Genomic DNA, 13,787 nt, shown 5'->3' with positions numbered 1-13,787 from the left:
GGTGTGGCGCTGATCGCCCACCCCGGGAAGCATGCGGGTGAGGCCCTGTACCGGCGGGCGGGCCGCCCGCCGGTACGGGGCCTCACCCGATGCTGAAGGCGCCGTCCGGAGGGGGCGGGGAGTCGGTGGCCTCCGCGTCGGTGACCGGGGCGGTCCGGCCGACCAGTGCCGCCAGGTCCTCCCCCTCGGTGAGCCGGGCCGGGAAGATGTCGCCCGCGAGCAGCCGGGTCAGCTCGGCCACCGGCAGTGGCGCCGTCGACCCCGCCAGCAGGATGTTGCCGTACCGGCGGCCGCGCAGCACCGGCGCCTCCGCCACCAGGCAGACGTACGGGAACACCGCGCGCACCGTCGCCGCCTGCGCCTTGGCGAAGGCCAGCGGCGGGCCGTCCGCCAGGTTCGCCGCGTAGCAGCCGCCGGGGCGCAGCGCGGTCGCCGCCAGCCGCAGGAACTCCACCGAGGTCAGGTGGGCGGGGGTGCGCGAGCCGTGGAAGACGTCGGCGATCACCAGGTCCTGCGAGCCTGGCGGGGTGCCGGCGAGGGCCGCCCGGGCGTCGCCGACGGTCGCGATGATGTCCGCGCCGGGGCCCTGCCAGGGCAGCTGCTCGGCGACCAGCTCCAACAGCGGCCCGTCGACCTCCACCACCCGCTGCCGCGAACCGGGCCGGGTCGCGGCCAGGTAGCGGGGCAGGGTGAGCGCGCCGCCGCCGAGGTGCACCACGTCCAGCGGCCGCCCGGCGGGGGCGAGGGCGTCGGCGAGGTGGCCGAGGCGCCGGGTGTACTCGAACTCCAGGTGGGTCGGGTCGGCGAGGTCGACGTACGACTGCGGGGTGCCGTCCAGGGTGAGCAGCCAGCCGCCGTCCCGGTCGAGGTCGGGCATGAGCTTGGCGAAGCCCAGGTCGGTCCGCCTCCCGACCGGCACCGGCTCGTCGGTCACGCGCTCTCCCCGGCGGGCTGCGCGGCCACGGGCTGCACGTCCGCCGGACGCCCGTCGAGGTGGGCCGCCAGCCAGTGGTCCAGCTCGGCGAACGCCTCGGTGCGGGCCGTCTCACCGGACAGCACCAGGTCGTGCATGCCGCCCTTGATCCGCACGATGGTGACGTGCCGGCCCAGCCGCGGCCCCTGTGCGGCGATGTCGTCGGCGCGCAGCACGGCGTCGGCGTGGTGCAGCGCGTCGTGCCACTTGGTGGTGGAGACGGACCGGGTCGAGGCCATCAGCAGCACCGGCACGTCGATCCCCAGCCCGTGGCGCAGCCGCCGGTGGCCCTGGTGGATCGCCGCCAGCCACCCCGCGTACAGCGGGAAGCCCTCGGCGGGCTTGAGGGTGAGGTCGAAGTCCCACTCGCCCTTGTGGTCCTTGTGCAGGCTGTGGGTGTAGTGCGGGTTGAGCGAGGACGGCAGGATGCGGGTCGGCGCCAGCCGTCCGATCGCCGTCACGGCCGGCCCGCCGACCGTACGGACCGCCTGCCCGGCCGGCATGGACAGGAACGGACTGTTCAGGAACAGCCCGTCCACCACCCCGCGCCCGGCCCGTCGCCCCGCCCACAGCGCCCCGACCAGTCCGCCGGTCGAGTGCCCGTTGAGCAGCAGCTGCCGGTGTCCGTCCAGCTCGCGGATGATCCGGACCGCCTCGTCGATCTCCTCGTCGTACTCGGCGAGGTCGCGGACGAAGTTCGGCGACTGGTGCGGGCGCAGGGAGCGCCCGTACTTGCGCAGGTCCAGCGCGTAGAAGGAGAACCCGAGCGCGGTGTAGTGCTCGGCGAGGTTGGTCTGGAAGAAGTAGTCGTTGTACCCGTGGATGTACAGCACGGCCCGCTCCGCCCCGGGCACCAGCCGACGCACGAGCGTCGCGCACACCGCCCCTTCGGCATCGGGCCGCAGCATCAGCTCCGCCGCCTCGTAGGGGGCACCCAGGATGTCTTCACGGAACTCCATCTGCCGCCGCACCCGTCCTCTGCTCGGCCTGCCCGTCCCGGCAGGCGACCACCTGTCTCCGCCCCTGACCATACCGGCCGGTAGCTGCGGGGCGCTCGGAGGCGGGGTGTCACCGGCCGGCCCACTCCCCGGCCCCGTGGGTGGGCTCGGGATCCTCCTGGCTCTGGGCGTGCGCCCGGGTCGCGCCCAGGGCCAGGTGGATGCGGGTGGCACGGTCCAGTGCCCGGGCCGCCTCGTCGTTCCGGCCCAGGGCCCGAAGCGCCGCTCCGGTGCTCTTCCAGGCCTCGGCCTCGCAGTACCGGTCCTCGTGGTCCTGGCAGAGCGCACGGACGCGTTCGAGGGGCTCAAGGGCTTCCTCGGGGCGGCCGACCGTCCTCAGCACCTCGCCCAGGTTGAACAGGGCGACCAGCCGGCCGGACGAGCGGGAACGGCCGACCGCGACGGCGAGGGCTCGTCGATGGGCTTCGACCGATTCCTCGGCGCGCCCCGCGAGGCGGAGCGAGATCCCGTAGTCGTTCCAGGCACTCGCCTCGTCGGATTCGTCGGCACCGGAACCGGGGGAACCCGCAGCCCTCAGTGCCGCCTCCGAGACGGCGATCGCCATCTCGGCGCTGCCACTGCGGATCAACCCGGGCATCACGACGGGCGAGAGGCGGAGCACCCCTCTGTGGATGCCCACGAGTGCCATCCCCAGGGTCATGGCCACCATGTTCGCCCGTTCACGGTCCAACCAGGCCAGGGCGGCGGTCCGTTCCGCGAAGACACCGGCGTCCGGCCGGTCGGGCCTCGACGTGACCCGTCGGTTGGCGGCGTGCGCGGTCATCACGTAGTACTCCGTGAGCCGGCTCAGCCCACGTGCGCCCAGTTCGAGGTCCTCCCCCAGTTGTTCCAGGGCGTAGAGCCGGACGAGATCGTGCATGTACCACCGGCCGCCCGAGGGGCTCTGCTCGATCAGTGCGGCGCCTGCCAGTTGGGCGAGCAGGGCTCGGGTCTCCCGGACCCCGCGGTCGACGAGCACCGCGCCGGCTTCGGTCGAGACGTCGTGTCCGACGCAGATCGGGAGGAAGCGGAAGAGCTCGGCCTGCTCGGGGGTGAGACGACGGTAGGAACGGTCGATGGTGCGGCGGATCCCGGTGTCGCCGTCGCGCAGGAGGTCCAGGCGGCTCGTGCCGTGGACCAGGTCGTCGGCGAGCTCGACCGGTCGCAGGTGCTGGTCGAGGACCAGTTGGGCGGCGGCGAGCTTCAGGGCGAGCGGCAGGTACCCGCACGACTTCGCGATCCGGTGGCTGCCCTCGGCGCCCGCCGTGACGCGGTCGTCGTCCGCGCGGGCGGTGCGGACGGCCGTGTCGAGGAGGACCACGGCCGCCTCGGCGTCCAGGACGCCGAGGCGGTGGAGGCGGGCGCCGAGGCTGGGGAGGGTCTCCCGGGAGGTGACCAGCAGTCGGTGCCCGGTGGAGGGGGGTTGCAGGAGGCGGACCTGGTCGGCGGCGCAGGCGTTGTCGGCGATGACGAGGACGCCACCGCCGTGCCGTTCCAGCCGGTCGCGGTAGAGGGTGGCGCGGGTCTCCGGGTCCGGGGGGATGTGTTCGGCGGGGACGCCGAGGGCGCGGAGCAGGGTGTCCAGGGCCTGCCCTGCCTCCACCGGGGCGTCGTCGTAGCCGCGGAGGTCGACGAAGAGGGCGGCGGAGAAGTGCGCGGAGTTCAGGAGCGCGTGGCCGACGGCGATCGCCAGCGTCGTCTTGCCGATGCCGCCGAGCCCGCTGACCGTCACCGTCGGCGGCCCGTCCGCCGTCAACAGGGCGCGCAGTTCGGCGAGATCCTGGTCGCGCCCGGTGAAGGCGGAGGTGAGGGGTGGCAGCCCCGCGATGGTCGGCGGCCGGGCGGAGACGGACACGTGTGCGGTGTCCGTCTGGACGACCGGGGCGTGGAAGGCCCCGCCTCGAATGCTGTTGTGCACCCCGCAAGGGTAGCCGTCCGCCCCTCGTACGCCTGCTGTGCGCCGGTGGTCGTGTGGAACGCTTTCCGGACAGACAAGGCGAGTTGGGGAGTTTGCATGCAACACGGGCACACCGATCCGTCGCTCTACCGTTCGGCCGCCGAGGCGATCGCCGCTCCGCCGGAGAAGCTGGCGTACGTGGCCGGGTTCGACCGCTCGGGGCAGCGGCCGGACGCGTTGCTGAGCGTCGACACCGATCCGGACTCGGCGAGCTACGGGAAGGTTCTGAACTTCGCCGAACTGCCCACGCTCGGCGACGAGTTGCACCACTTCGGCTGGAACGCCTGCTCCAGCGCCCTCGCCCACGCCTGCCACCGGGACCCGGAGCGGCGCTACCTGCTGCTCCCCGGGCTGCGCTCCTCGCGGCTGCACGTGCTGGACACCCACCCCGACCCGGTCCGCCCGCACCTGGTCAGGACGATCGAGGCCGAGGAGCTCGCCGCCAAGGCGGGCTACTCGCGCCCGCACACCCTGCACTGCGGCCCCGACGGCGTCTTCCTCTCCTGCCTGGGCAGCGGTGAGGGCGACGACGGCCCGGGCGGGGTGGCGCTGCTCGACCACACCACCTTCGAGGTGCTGCGCGCCTGGGAGACCGAGCGCGGCCCGCAGCACTTCGCCTACGACGTCTGGTGGCACCTGGGCACCAACGTGGGCATCACCAGCGAGTGGGGCAGCCCGCGGATGGTGGAGGACGGGGTGGTGCCGGACCTCCTGCTCGGGCGCAAGTACGGTCACGCGCTGCACTTCTGGGAGCTGGACTCCGGCCGCCACCTCCAGCGGGTGGACCTCGGCGACCAGTACCAGATGGTGCTGGAGCTGCGCCCGGCGCACGACCCGCAGGCGGAGTGGGGGTTCGCCGGGGTGGTCACCAACGTCGAGGACCTGTCCTCCTCGGTCTGGCTCTGGTACCGGGAGGGGCCGGCGTTCACCGCGCGCAAGGTGATCGAGATCCCCGCCGAGCCGGCCAAGGCCGAGGACCTGCCGCCCGCGCTGCAGCCGTTCGGGGCGGTGCCGCCGCTGGTCACCGACATCAACCTGTCGGTGGACGACCGCTGGCTGTACGTGTCCGCCTGGGGCACCGGCGAGCTGTTCCAGTACGACGTCTCGGACCCGTTCCACCCCCGGCCGACCGGCTCCGTGCGACTCGGCGGGATCGCCGCCCGCACCCCGCACCCGGCCGAGCCCGGCCGTCCGCTGAGCGGGGCGCCGCAGATGGTGGAGATCAGCCGGGACGGCCGGCGGATCTACCTCACCAACTCGCTCTACGGCGCCTGGGACGACCAGTTCTACCCGGACGGCATCGAGCCCTGGATGGTCAAGCTGGACGCCGACCCGGACGCCGGCGGGCTGAGCATCGACGAACGCTTCTTCCCGCACGGCGCCGACTTCCGGGGCCTGCGCGTCCACCAGACCCACCTGGCGGGCGGCGACGCCTCCTCCGACTCCTACTGCTTCCGCTGAGCGGACGACCGCCGAACCGGCGGCCGTCCTGCCGGCATCACCGGAAGAGCGCCTGGTCGAACCGCACCTGCGCCGACGGCAGCCCGGCCGCCGCCAGCCGGGTGCGGACGGAGCCGACCATGCCGACCGGCCCGGTGACGCAGGCCAGGTGCTCGCGCCAGTCTCCGGCCGTCGCGACGGTGTCGGCGAGCTCGCCGACGGTGACCGGGGTGACGGTCAACCACGGCTTGTGCAGGCCGAGTTCGGCCAGCGCCTGCCAGTCGTAGAGGTCGGCTCGGTCCCGGGCGCCGACGAACAGGTGGACCCGGCGGCCGGTCGGCCGGTGGGCGGCCTGCTGCTCGACGATCGCCTTCATCGGGGCGAGGCCGGTGCCTCCCGCGACCAGCAGCAGGTCGCGGGCGTCGCCGTCGGGCAGCAGGCTGCCGCGCGGCGGTCCGAGGCGCAGCCGGTCGCCGACGGCGGTGTGCTCGACCAGGGCGGCACTGACCCCGCCGACGCCGGTGCGGCGGACGTGGAACTCCAGCTCGTTGTCGGCCCGCGGGGCGCAGCCCATCGAGTACTGCCGCCAGGTGTGCGGCAGCGCCGGGTGCTCGACGGTGCCGTACTGCCCGGCCTGGTACGGGTACAGCTCGCCGGTGCGCACCCGCAGCACGGCGAGGTCGGGGCGGCGGCGCTCGTGGCCGGTCACCACGGCGTGCCAGTACGGGGGTTCGGTGAGCGCGGAGTCGGCGCCGGCCACCATCGAGCCGACGGCGAAGCGCAGCATCCGCACCCAGGCGCCCTCCAGCTCCTCGGTCCAGCGTTCGCCGGCCCGGTGTCGGACCGCCGCGCACAGGGCTTCCTCGAACGCCTCGTAGTGCACCGGCCGGACGCCCAGTTTCCGGTGGTCGCGACCGAGCTGGCGGAGAGTCTGCGCCAGCTCGTCCGGGCGGTCGAGGCGGTCGATCAGGTGGTGGAAGATCCGTTCCAGGTGGAGCTGCTGGAACTCCATCGAGGCGGGGAAGAGCGGTCGCAGGAACGGGCGGCGGCCGAACATCACCGCGTACAGGTGGTCGATCAGTTCCGCGAGCGGGGAGATCAGGTCCAGGTCGCGCCGGATCAGGTGCTGGTCGGCTGCGCCGTCGTAGCCGCCGTCCTCGCCGTACGCGCCGTACCCGAAGTCGCCGCCGGCCGAGGAGGACGGGGCGAGGAGCTGGCGGCGCAGGCGCATGGCGTGGTGGCGGGCGATGAGACGGTCGTACTCGGCGGTGGCGGTGCCGTTGGCAAATTGCGTGCTGCTGCTGTTGTCCATATCCTGCCCAGTCAACTGCCGGGGCGCCGAACGCGAGAAGGGCCGATCGCCCCGGACGGACCCGGGACCTTCGACCCCTTGCGGTGGTGCGTGCGGACCGGAATGGTGTTCGGCCACCGTGGACGGCTGCGGCCCCGGCGGTGCCCCGCGCGCGACGGCGCAGGGGCCCCGCGCCCCGGTGCTCTCCCACCACCGGGACCCGGGGCACCGCCGTCAGACTTCCGCCCGGCGCGCCTCCCGGCGTTCCAGCCGCCGCTGCCGGCCCTGGCGCAGCGGCTGGTCGGGCAGCCACCCGAAGGTGAGACAGGCGCCGACCACCCCGAGCAGCATCCCGACCAGGAAGCCGCCCAGGTTGGAGGTGACCCAGCTGGCCAGCGAGGCCAGCACGGCGAGGATGGAGTAGAACAGCCGCTGCGCCGGGTTGAACAGGATCAGCAGGCCGCACAGCACCATCACCGCCGGCACCAGGTACCCGGCCAGCCCCTGCATCCCGATGTGCAGGATGACGGGCAGCGGGGCCTTCAGGGTGAACAGGATCTCGGCGCCGCCGAGCGTCACCAGCAGCCCGCCCCAGAACGGTCGCTTGCCCCGCCAGTCGCGCTTGACCGGGCGTGCGGCGGGCTCGGCCGCAGGGGCCGCCACGGCCTGGGCGGGCGCGGCCGCCGTCCCCTCGGAGGCCACCCCCTCGCCCCGTGCCGCAGTGGCCTCGCCGGTGCCGGCCTGCTCCGGTACGGACTCCGTCATGCTCAGCAGCCCGTGGAGCTGAAGCTCAGCCGCAGGTTGGGCAGCTTGAACCCGACGGCGGTGCTCGCGTAGTTGTGCTGGTTCAGGTGGGTCAGCTTGACGGTGTCGGCCTGCTGGCCGAACACGCCGGGGCCGCCCTTGCCGATCGGGCCGGCCTTGGTGTAGGTGCTGGCGTCGCCGCCGATCTCGATGTTGGTGAACTCCGCGTCGCCGGAGAGCAGGTCGGAGTCGGTGGTGAGGTTGCTTGCGGAGACGGGGGTGCCGCCGTCGCCCGCGTGGATCACCAGGTTGATGCCGCCGAGGTCGACGCTCTGGCACAGGTTGGTGATCTCGGCCTTCTTGATCGCCGACACCGCGACGAGCACCTGGCCGCCGGTGGAGCCCGCGTTGGGGCTGTCGGGGATCATCGAGTCCAGCGCGCCGAACTGCGCGAAGCCCTCGCCCTCCAGCTTGTCGGCGGTGATGGTGAACGGCATACCGGAGATGGAGAACTGGGCGGCGAGCACGCCCTGGGCGGTGAGCGCCATCAGGACGCCCCCGGCCGCGACGGCCGGTACGGCCATCAGGGCGGTGCGCTTGCCCCGTATCCGGCCTCTTCTCGTCGTGCTCGGCGTCTGCGGGGTCTCGGCCGCCGTGGCGGCGTCCTCGGACATGGCCATGTGTGCTCCCTGTGGGTGGATGGGTGTGCAGGCACTGGCACGTTGTCCTGGCGCGGACAGCGTTCCCCGGCCCGACCGGTCCGTCCGCCCCTCGGCAGCGGGGCGGGTCAGGTCGGAGCGCGGTAAGTAACTGGGAAGCTACTGCCCGGTATTGGCCCGGTCAATACAGGTGCACGAAGGTTCTTCACCAATCGGCGACCCGCTTCGGCCAGTCCCTCACCCCCAGCCGCTCGGCCGCTTCCGCCGGGCCGAGGAACGGCGACAGGCAGAACATGCTCAACGTCGGCAGGAGATCCAGCAGTTGTTCGGTCCGGCCGGAGTCGATCCGCCGGTAGATCGTGCTGTAGACGCCGCCCACCACGGCATCCACCATCTCCTTCGACTCGACCCCGCCGGGAAGTTGGGGAACGTCGGAGAAGAACGCCCGGAACCTGGTGAGCAGTTGGGCTCGCTCGCGTCGGCCGGCCGGGCCGACCGCCTCGATCTCGATCACCGCCATCGTGGCGAACGCCGGTGTTCCCGCGAGCAGTTGGAGCATCACGCCGAGCGCCTTCCGGACGCCCCGGCACCAGTCGGATTCGGCCGCGAAGGCCGCCCCCATCCGTGCGATCACCACGCCGGTTCCGTACCGGTGCGCGGCCAGGAAGGCGTCCTCCTTGCCGCTGAACAGCTCGTAGAAGACCGGCCTGGTCACGCCCGCCGCGCGACAGATGTCGCTGATCGTGGCGTGCTGGTAGCCGCGCTCGGCGACGGTCCGCACCAGCCCGTCCAGCAGCCGCTCTCGCTGGGTCGCGGCGACCACGCCTGCGGGCAGCCGGCGCGGGCCGGGCTTGATCGAGCGGGCCGGATCGCGGCCGGTCCGGGCACCCGGCAGCAGGACCACGTCGGCTCCGCGGAGGTACTTCCGATCCATCACCAACTCCTGTGTCCTGTATTGACATTGACGGAACACCGGGTTTACAACACTGACAGGTTTCCAACCGGTGGGCCAGCAGGCCCCCGCCGGCGGGACCTCCGGGGCTCCGACAGGCCGGGGCGAACGCCCAGGCCACGGGACCACGGCGGAGGCGGGACCGTGACGGTGGCAGCCGTCGACGTGCCCCCACGGCACCGCACGTCCCCGACCGAACGCGCGGTGCCGCGGTGTTCCACGCCGCCGCCCGTACGCAAGGCCGTACCACCGCACCGCCGTACGTTCACCTCGCGTACGTCCGCACCGCCGTACCGCACGGACGGGCCCGTGGCGCCGGGCCCGCCCGCCCCTCGGCATGAGCCGAAGCCCCCGGTACGAAGCCTCCGGTACGCCATGCACCTCCCCCGTCGTGCACACCACCACACCCGCACGCCGGGGCTCCCCCCACCCGTCCACCGGACGGAGAGAGGCACCCTCATGCGCATCAGCCGCACCCTCGCCACCGCCGCCCTCGCCTCGCTCGCCCTCACCGGAGCGGCCGTGGCCCCCGCCCAGGCCGCCGGATCGGCAGTCCTGACCACCGGCAGCCCGACCGGCCCGGCCGTCGCCGTCGGCGACGTACTGTCCGCCAACCTGGTCTCCGGCACCTACGCGACCTTCTACAGCAGCGCCTCCGGGACGAGCGGCATCAAGTGTGCCACCTCCTCCTTCTCGGCGACCGTCACCGCCAACCCGGCCGCGCCGGGCAGCGCCGTCGAGCGGCTCGACACCCAGACCTTCGGCTCCTGCACCTCCAACGTCATCGGTGTCACGGGCGTCAAGAGCATCACCGTCACCAACCTGCCGTACACCAACACGGTCAGCGACGCCCCCGGCAACCCGGTCCAGCTCACCCCCGGCGCGGCCGGCGCGATGGGCACCACGGTGGTGCTCAACACCATCCTGGGCAGCATCAGCTGCAACTACCAGAACAGCACCGGGATCAACGGCACCACCTCGAACACCGGCAACACCATCGGCTTCACCAGCCAGCCGTTCGCCCTGGCCTCCGGCCCGAGCCTGTGCTTCTCGACCGGCTACTTCAGCGCCACCTACGGCCAGGTCGTCGACATCACCGCCCCCGGCCAGCCGGTCCTCTTCGTCAACTGACGCCAGGGCCCGTCCGGCCCGTCGTGACGACGGCGGCGTACGGCACCTTCGCCGGGGCCGTACGCCGCCGTACCGCTGTGCCGCCGTACCGCACCGACACCACCGCCCCACCCCGCCCCGCCCCCGCGACAGCGAAGTGACTGGCCGGTAGGGTGGCGCCGCACGGAGACGGCGAACCGGAACGGGGCGGGTTGATGAGCGACAACGGCACGGGCTTCTTCACCTCGGTGGCGGACGCCGCCGAGCAGCTGGCCGCCACCGGCTACCTGGCCTCCACCGCCGTGGCCACCACCGTCTTCCTCGCCGACCGGCTCGGCAAGCCGCTGCTGGTCGAGGGCCCCGCCGGCGTCGGCAAGACCGAACTCGCCAAGGCGGTGGCCGAGATCGGCCGCGCCCGGCTGGTCCGGCTCCAGTGCTACGAGGGCATCGACGAGGCCCGCGCGCTCTACGAGTGGAACCACGCCAAGCAGCTGCTGCGTATCACCGCCGGCCGCGACGAGGGCTGGCAGGAGGCCCGCACCGACATCTTCGGCGAGGAGTTCCTGCTCACCCGCCCGCTGCTCACCGCGATCCGCGGCGAGGAGCCGACCGTGCTGCTGATCGACGAGATGGACAAGGCCGACGTCGAGGTGGAAGCGCTGCTGCTGGAGGTGCTCAGCGACTTCCAGGTCACCGTCCCCGAGCTGGGCACCATCACCGCGAGCCGCCGCCCCTTCGTCCTGCTCACCTCGAACGCCACCCGCGAACTCTCCGAGGCGCTGCGCCGCCGCTGCCTCTTCCTCCACCTCGACTACCCCGAAGCCGAGCTGGAGCGCCGGATCGTCCGGCTCAAGGTGCCCGGCCTGGACGAGACGCTGGCCGAGTCGCTGGTCCGGGTCGTCGGCGCGCTGCGCGCGATGGAGCTGCGCAAGGCGCCCTCCGTCGCCGAGACCATCGACTGGGCCCGCACCCTGCTCGCCCTCGGCGCCGACACCCTGGACGAGACGGTCGTCCGGGACACACTCGGGGTGATCCTCAAGCACCAGGACGACGTCCGCAGGGCCGCCGAGAAGCTCACCCTCGCATGACGACGCCCCACCGGACGGACACCGCCGCCCGTCTCACCGGCCTGGTCCGCGCCCTGCGCGGGCACGGCCTGCGGATCGGCCCCGCCGAGACGGTGGACGCCGCCGCCGTGCTGGACGTCCTCGGCTTCGCCGACCGCGAGCAGATGCGGGCCGGCCTGGCCGCCGCCCTGCTGCGCTCGGAGAGCCAGCGGACGGTCTTCGACGCCGCCTTCGACCTGTTCTTCCCGCTCGGCGTCGGCACCCCGGAGGCCGTCCGGGCCGACCCGCCGCCGGTCCCCGACGACCCCGAGCCACCGCGCTTCGGCCGCCCCGACCCGCTGCGCGAGCAACTGCGCGACCGACTGGCCGCCGCGCTGGCCGACGACGACCGCGCCGCCCAGGCCCGGCTGGCCGGCGAGGTGGTGGAGGCCTTCGGCCGGTACGGCGTCGGCGGCTCCCCCGGCTCCGACGGCTGGTCCGCCCAGCAGGCGCTCGGCCGGCTCGCCCCCGACACGCTGCTCGCCCGCGTCCTGGCCGCGCTGCGCGAGCGCCGGGACGCCCAGGACCTCTCCGACCGGGTGCTCGCCGACGAGATCCGCCGCCGCATCCGGGACTTCCGCGCGATGGCCGCCGGCGAGGCCCGCCGCCGGGTCGCCGAGCTGCGCGGCCCCGAGCGGATCGCCGAACGCGCCGTCGCTCCCACCGCCGACCGGGTCGACTTCCTCCACGCCGGCCGTGACCAGCTCGCCGAACTGCGCCGCACCGTCCACCCGCTGGCCCGCAAACTGGCCACCCGGCTGGCCGCCCGGCGCCGCCGCGCCGCCCGCGGGGAGATCGACCTGCGCCGCACCCTGCGCCGCTCGCTGACCACCGGCGGGGTGCCGCTGCGCCCCGCCTACCGGCTGCGCCGCCCGGCCCGCCCCGAGCTGGTGCTGCTGTGCGACGTCTCCGGCTCGGTGGCGGGCTTCGCCGACTTCACCATGCTGCTGGTGCAGGCGATGAGCGAACAGTTCAGCAAGGTCCGGGTGTTCGCCTTCGTCAACCGCACCGCCGAGGTGACCGGCCTGCTCCGCGGCGGCGACGACCCGGCGCGCCTGGCCGCCCGGATCCTCACCGGGGCCAAGGTGACGGGCTACCACGGCAACAGCGACTACGGCTCCGCGTTCGGGGAGTTCGCGGACCGCCACCTGGACGCCGTCGGCCCGCGCACCTGCGTGCTGGTCCTCGGCGACGCCAGGAACAACCGGCGCGACCCCAACCTGGACGCGCTGCGCCGGATCGCCGGCCGGGCCCGCCGGGTGTTCTGGCTCAACCCGGAGCAGCCCTCGCTCTGGCCGACCGGCGACTCCGCCGCACTCGCCTACGCGGGTGTGGTGGAGATGCACTCCTGCCGCAACACCCGCCGCCTCGGCGAACTGATCGCCCGCCTGCTGCCCGTCTGACGCCCGGCGGGCCCACCGGTCGCGGCCCCCGGCGGGCGGCCGCGACCGGCACGTCGCCGGCCTACCTGTCCAGGTGCTCCAGGAAGTCCAGCAGCGCCGCGGTGACCTCGGCCGGGCGCTCCTGCTGCGTCCAGTGCCCGGTCTCCGGCAGCCGGACGTGCCGGTGCAGTCCGGGCGTCAGGTTCTTCAGCAGGTACTCGACCGCCTCCGGCGCGATCATCGCGTTCACCAGGTCCTGCTCGCCGACCACGTACAGCGCCGGCACGTCGATCCGCCGGCCGGTGAAGGCCGTCATCAGCTCGTTGTTCCGGTCGATGTTGCGGTACCAGTTGAGGCCCCCGGTGAAGGCGCGCTCGCCGTGCCGGGCGTAGTCGGCGGCGAACGCGTCGAGGTCCGCGTCGGTGAGCCAGTCCGGCAGGCGCTCCGGCTCCGGCACGGTGTCCAGCAGCTTCTTGCCCTCCGGGACGACCCACGGACGCGGCTCGCCGTCGGGCTGGATGCCGCAGAAGATGCGACGCAGGCTGGATTTCACGTCGGCCGCCAGCTCGGCGTCCGCCCGGCCCGGCTCCTGGAAGTAGATCTGGTAGAAGCCCTCGCCGAAGCTCTCCCGGGCGCCTGACAAGGGGCCGGGCCCGGCCGGCAGGGGTGGCACGCTCAGCCCGGCCACCCCGCGCACCAGGTCCGGCCGCAGCGCCGCGGTGGCCCAGGCCACCGGCGCGCCCCAGTCGTGCCCGACCACGACCGCCCGCTCCTCGCCGAGCGCGCCGATCAGCGCGGTCACGTCGCCGACCAGGTGCAGCAGGGTGTAGGCGTCCACCCGCTCGGGCTGCTCGCTGCGGGCGTACCCGCGCTGGTCCGGCGCGACGACCCGGTAACCGGCCTCGGCGAGCGGCGCGAACTGGTGCCGCCAGGAGTACCAGCTCTCCGGGAAGCCGTGCAGCAGCAGGACCAGCGGCCCCTCGCCCTGCTCCGCGAAGTGCAGCCGTACGCCGTTCACCTCGGTCTCGCCGTGCTTGATCGCCTGGTTCAACTCACCACTCCCCATCCGGAGGACACATCGCTTCACCCCCGACCCTGCCCAGCAGGCCGTCCCCGGAACCCCGCCGGCTTGCGGCCACCGGAAGCAGCCGAGGCCGCCCCGGAAGTCCGGGACG

The 13,787-nt window shown here is 73.6% G+C and carries 12 protein-coding genes; 4 read left to right on the top strand and 8 right to left on the bottom strand.

Going from position 1 to position 13,787, the window contains the following annotated elements; translation table 11 throughout:
* Window positions 1-82: 82 nt before the first annotated feature.
* From AB0O11_RS21615 to AB0O11_RS21605, 3 genes are all read right to left on the bottom strand, one after another.
* Window positions 83-877 (bottom strand): fused MFS/spermidine synthase, encoded by a 795-nt coding sequence (locus AB0O11_RS21615; protein ID WP_363389447.1) that lies wholly within the window; start codon window positions 875-877, stop codon window positions 83-85.
* Between the two features lie 53 nt (window positions 878-930).
* Window positions 931-1,932, bottom strand: a complete 1,002-nt coding sequence (locus tag AB0O11_RS21610; protein ID WP_363389292.1) for an alpha/beta hydrolase — start codon at window positions 1,930-1,932, stop codon at window positions 931-933.
* A gap of 109 nt (window positions 1,933-2,041) precedes the next feature.
* Window positions 2,042-3,889 (bottom strand): tetratricopeptide repeat protein, encoded by a 1,848-nt coding sequence (locus AB0O11_RS21605; protein ID WP_363389289.1) that lies wholly within the window; start codon window positions 3,887-3,889, stop codon window positions 2,042-2,044.
* Between the two features lie 96 nt (window positions 3,890-3,985).
* Here AB0O11_RS21605 and AB0O11_RS21600 point away from each other — a divergent pair, with 96 nt between their 5' ends.
* Window positions 3,986-5,389 (top strand): selenium-binding protein SBP56-related protein, encoded by a 1,404-nt coding sequence (locus AB0O11_RS21600; protein ID WP_363389286.1) that lies wholly within the window; start codon window positions 3,986-3,988, stop codon window positions 5,387-5,389.
* Window positions 5,390-5,426: 37 nt separating this feature from the next.
* On the opposite strand, the gene AB0O11_RS21595 is transcribed toward AB0O11_RS21600, so the two are convergent.
* The 4 genes from AB0O11_RS21595 to AB0O11_RS21580 all read right to left on the bottom strand — a co-directional run bounded on the left by AB0O11_RS21595 (window position 5,427) and on the right by AB0O11_RS21580 (window position 8,996).
* The gene (locus AB0O11_RS21595) at window positions 5,427-6,680 is read right to left on the bottom strand and encodes a globin domain-containing protein (RefSeq protein WP_363389283.1); all 1,254 of its coding nucleotides are present in this window, start codon (window positions 6,678-6,680) and stop codon (window positions 5,427-5,429) included.
* Between the two features lie 213 nt (window positions 6,681-6,893).
* Window positions 6,894-7,424 carry a DUF6114 domain-containing protein gene (locus AB0O11_RS21590; RefSeq protein WP_363389280.1) on the bottom strand — a complete coding sequence of 177 codons (531 nt, stop codon included), beginning with the start codon at window positions 7,422-7,424 and terminating at the stop codon, window positions 6,894-6,896.
* Between the two features lie 2 nt (window positions 7,425-7,426).
* Window positions 7,427-8,083, bottom strand: a complete 657-nt coding sequence (locus AB0O11_RS21585) for a DUF6230 family protein (protein ID WP_363389278.1) — start codon at window positions 8,081-8,083, stop codon at window positions 7,427-7,429.
* 184 nt (window positions 8,084-8,267) lie between these two features.
* Entirely contained in the window at window positions 8,268-8,996 is a 729-nt protein-coding gene (locus AB0O11_RS21580) for a TetR/AcrR family transcriptional regulator (protein WP_363389275.1), read from the bottom strand.
* A gap of 477 nt (window positions 8,997-9,473) precedes the next feature.
* Between AB0O11_RS21580 and AB0O11_RS21575 the strand changes: the two genes are divergently transcribed.
* The 3 genes from AB0O11_RS21575 to AB0O11_RS21565 all read left to right on the top strand — a co-directional run bounded on the left by AB0O11_RS21575 (window position 9,474) and on the right by AB0O11_RS21565 (window position 12,633).
* Window positions 9,474-10,145, top strand: coding sequence for a Tat pathway signal sequence domain protein (locus AB0O11_RS21575; RefSeq protein WP_363389272.1), 672 nt, complete (start codon window positions 9,474-9,476; stop codon window positions 10,143-10,145).
* A 194-nt stretch (window positions 10,146-10,339) separates the two neighbouring features.
* Window positions 10,340-11,212, top strand: a complete 873-nt coding sequence (locus AB0O11_RS21570; RefSeq protein WP_224284605.1) for a MoxR family ATPase — start codon at window positions 10,340-10,342, stop codon at window positions 11,210-11,212.
* The gene (locus tag AB0O11_RS21565) at window positions 11,209-12,633 is read left to right on the top strand and encodes a VWA domain-containing protein (RefSeq protein WP_363389269.1); all 1,425 of its coding nucleotides are present in this window, start codon (window positions 11,209-11,211) and stop codon (window positions 12,631-12,633) included. The genes AB0O11_RS21570 and AB0O11_RS21565 overlap by 4 nt, the downstream gene beginning before the upstream one ends.
* Window positions 12,634-12,694: 61 nt before the next feature.
* Here the strand turns inward: AB0O11_RS21565 and AB0O11_RS21560 are convergent, their stop codons facing one another.
* Complete coding sequence (locus AB0O11_RS21560; protein ID WP_363389266.1) at window positions 12,695-13,663, bottom strand: alpha/beta hydrolase; 969 nt, start codon at window positions 13,661-13,663, stop codon at window positions 12,695-12,697.
* Between the last annotated feature and the right edge of the window lie 124 nt (window positions 13,664-13,787).

It is taken from the genome of Kitasatospora sp. NPDC093102 (assembly GCF_040683915.1).
Classification (GTDB): domain Bacteria; phylum Actinomycetota; class Actinomycetes; order Streptomycetales; family Streptomycetaceae; genus Kitasatospora.
The sequence above is the reverse complement of the archived record's forward strand: the minus strand, read 5'-3'. Positions and strand labels throughout refer to the sequence as shown.

What these genes read in the sequence shown, in the direction of transcription:
- AB0O11_RS21615 (WP_363389447.1), bottom strand. Translation starts at nt 877, where the DNA reads ATGCCCGACCTCGACCGGGACGGCGGCTGGCTGCTCACCCTGGACGGC.
- AB0O11_RS21610 (WP_363389292.1), bottom strand. Translation starts at nt 1,932, where the DNA reads ATGGAGTTCCGTGAAGACATCCTGGGTGCCCCCTACGAGGCGGCGGAG.
- AB0O11_RS21600 (WP_363389286.1), top strand. Translation starts at nt 3,986, where the DNA reads ATGCAACACGGGCACACCGATCCGTCGCTCTACCGTTCGGCCGCCGAG.
- AB0O11_RS21595 (WP_363389283.1), bottom strand. Translation starts at nt 6,680, where the DNA reads ATGGACAACAGCAGCAGCACGCAATTTGCCAACGGCACCGCCACCGCC.
- AB0O11_RS21590 (WP_363389280.1), bottom strand. Translation starts at nt 7,424, where the DNA reads ATGACGGAGTCCGTACCGGAGCAGGCCGGCACCGGCGAGGCCACTGCG.
- AB0O11_RS21585 (WP_363389278.1), bottom strand. Translation starts at nt 8,083, where the DNA reads ATGGCCATGTCCGAGGACGCCGCCACGGCGGCCGAGACCCCGCAGACG.
- AB0O11_RS21580 (WP_363389275.1), bottom strand. Translation starts at nt 8,996, where the DNA reads ATGGATCGGAAGTACCTCCGCGGAGCCGACGTGGTCCTGCTGCCGGGT.
- AB0O11_RS21575 (WP_363389272.1), top strand. Translation starts at nt 9,474, where the DNA reads ATGCGCATCAGCCGCACCCTCGCCACCGCCGCCCTCGCCTCGCTCGCC.
- AB0O11_RS21570 (WP_224284605.1), top strand. Translation starts at nt 10,340, where the DNA reads ATGAGCGACAACGGCACGGGCTTCTTCACCTCGGTGGCGGACGCCGCC.
- AB0O11_RS21565 (WP_363389269.1), top strand. Translation starts at nt 11,209, where the DNA reads ATGACGACGCCCCACCGGACGGACACCGCCGCCCGTCTCACCGGCCTG.